At 55.6% G+C, this 2,560-nt stretch carries 1 rRNA gene; it reads right to left on the bottom strand.

Annotated elements, in window-relative coordinates:
- Positions 1 to 23: 23 nt before the first annotated feature.
- Positions 24 to 2,560, bottom strand: a 23S ribosomal RNA gene (locus HOP51_RS20815); the annotation flags it as partial.

Genomic DNA, 2,560 nt, shown 5'->3' with positions numbered 1-2,560 from the left:
ATGCGCAGACCCCTTGGGGTTATATGGTCAAGCCTCACGGGCCATTAGTACCGGTTAGCTCAACGCCTTGCAGCGCTTCCACACCCGGCCTATCAACCAGCTGGTCTCGCTGGGCCCTTCAGGAGGCTCGAGGCCTCGGGGATGTCTCATCTTGAAGGGGGCTTCCCGCTTAGATGCCTTCAGCGGTTATCCCGTCCGCACGTAGCTACCCGGCAATGCCACTGGCGTGACAACCGGAACACCAGAGGTGCGTCCACTCCGGTCCTCTCGTACTAGGAGCAGCTCTTCTCAAACATCCAACGCCCACGGCAGATAGGGACCGAACTGTCTCACGACGTTCTAAACCCAGCTCGCGTACCACTTTAAATGGCGAACAGCCATACCCTTGGGACCGACTTCAGCCCCAGGATGTGATGAGCCGACATCGAGGTGCCAAACACCGCCGTCGATGTGAACTCTTGGGCGGTATCAGCCTGTTATCCCCGGAGTACCTTTTATCCGTTGAGCGATGGCCCTTCCATACAGAACCACCGGATCACTAGAACCTACTTTCGTACCTGCTCGACGTGTCTGTCTCGCAGTCAAGCACCCTTATGCTCTTGCACTCAATGCACGATTTCCGACCGTGCTGAGGGTACCTTCGTGCTCCTCCGTTACGCTTTGGGAGGAGACCGCCCCAGTCAAACTACCCACCACACACTGTCCTCGATCCGGATCACGGACCTGAGTTAGAACGCCAATGATGCCAGGCTGGTATTTCAAGGTTGGCTCCGTCCGAACTGGCGTCCGGACTTCCTAGCCTCCCAGCTATCCTACACAAGCAACATCAGCGTCCAGTGTGAAGCTATAGTAAAGGTTCACGGGGTCTTTCCGTCTAGCCGCGGGTACACAGCATCTTCACTGCGATTTCAATTTCACTGAGTCTCGGGTGGAGACAGCGTGGCCATCATTACGCCATTCGTGCAGGTCGGAACTTACCCGACAAGGAATTTCGCTACCTTAGGACCGTTATAGTTACGGCCGCCGTTTACCGGGGCTTCGATCAGGAGCTTCGCCCGAGGGCTAACACCATCACTTAACCTTCCGGCACCGGGCAGGCGTCACACCCTATACGTCCGCTTGCGCGTTTGCAGAGTGCTGTGTTTTTAATAAACAGTTGCAGCCACCTGGTATCTTCGACCGCCTCATGCTCCAGCAGCAAGTGCCTTCACACTAACGCGGCGTGCCTTCTCCCGAAGTTACGGCACCATTTTGCCTAGTTCCTTCACCCGAGTTCTCTCAAGCGCCTTGGTATTCTCTACCTGACCACCTGTGTCGGTTTGGGGTACGGTCCCACTGTATCTGAAGCTTAGAGGCTTTTCCTGGAAGCGTGGCATCGATGACTTCGGCACCGTAGTGCCTTCGTCTCGCCTCTCGGCCTTGGGATCCCGGATTTGCCTAAGATCCCAGCCTACTGGCTTTCACCAGGACAACCAACGCCTGGCCCACCTAGCCTTCTTCGTCCCCCCATCGCAATACAGTGAGGTACGGGAATATTGACCCGTTTCCCATCGACTACGCCTTTCGGCCTCGCCTTAGGGGCCGACTCACTCTGCTCCGATTAGCGTCGAACAGAAACCCTTGGTCTTCCGGCGGGGGAGTTTTTCACTCCCCTTGTCGTTACTCATGTCAGCATTCGCACTCGTGATACCTCCAGCAGACTTCTCAATCCACCTTCATCGGCTTACACGACGCTCCTCTACCGCTCGTCATTCGACGAACCCGTAGCTTCGGTACCTGGTTTAGCCCCGTTACATCTTCCGCGCAGGCCGACTCGACTAGTGAGCTATTACGCTTTCTTTAAAGGATGGCTGCTTCTAAGCCAACCTCCTAGCTGTCTGAGCCTTCCCACATCGTTTCCCACTTAACCAGGATTTCGGGACCTTAGCTGACGGTCTGGGTTGTTTCCCTTTTCACGACGGACGTTAGCACCCGCCGTGTGTCTCCCACGCTGCACTCACCGGTATTCGGAGTTTGCCTCGGGTTGGTAAGCCGGGATGGCCCCCTAGCCGAAACAGTGCTCTACCCCCGGCGGTGATACGTGAGGCGCTACCTAAATAGCTTTCGAGGAGAACCAGCTATCTCCGAGCTTGATTAGCCTTTCACTCCGATCCACAAGTCATCCAAACCTTTTTCAACAGGTCCTGGTTCGGTCCTCCAGTTGATGTTACTCAACCTTCAACCTGCTCATGGATAGATCGCTCGGTTTCGGGTCTATTCCCAGCGACTGGTCGCCCAGTTAAGACTCGGTTTCCCTACGCCTCCCCTATTCGGTTAAGCTCGCCACTGAAAATAAGTCGCTGACCCATTATACAAAAGGTACGCGGTCACCCCACGAGGGGGCTCCCACTGCTTGTACGCATACGGTTTCAGGATCTATTTCACTCCCCTCTCCGGGGTTCTTTTCGCCTTTCCCTCACGGTACTGGTTCACTATCGGTCAGCCAGGAGTATTTAGCCTTGGAGGATGGTCCCCCCATGTTCAGTCAAGGTTTCACGTGCCCCGACCTACTCGATTTCAC

The organism is Billgrantia zhangzhouensis (genome assembly GCF_021404465.1).
In the GTDB taxonomy this organism is placed as follows: domain Bacteria; phylum Pseudomonadota; class Gammaproteobacteria; order Pseudomonadales; family Halomonadaceae; genus Halomonas; species Halomonas zhangzhouensis.
The sequence above is the reverse complement of the archived record's forward strand: the minus strand, read 5'-3'. Positions and strand labels throughout refer to the sequence as shown.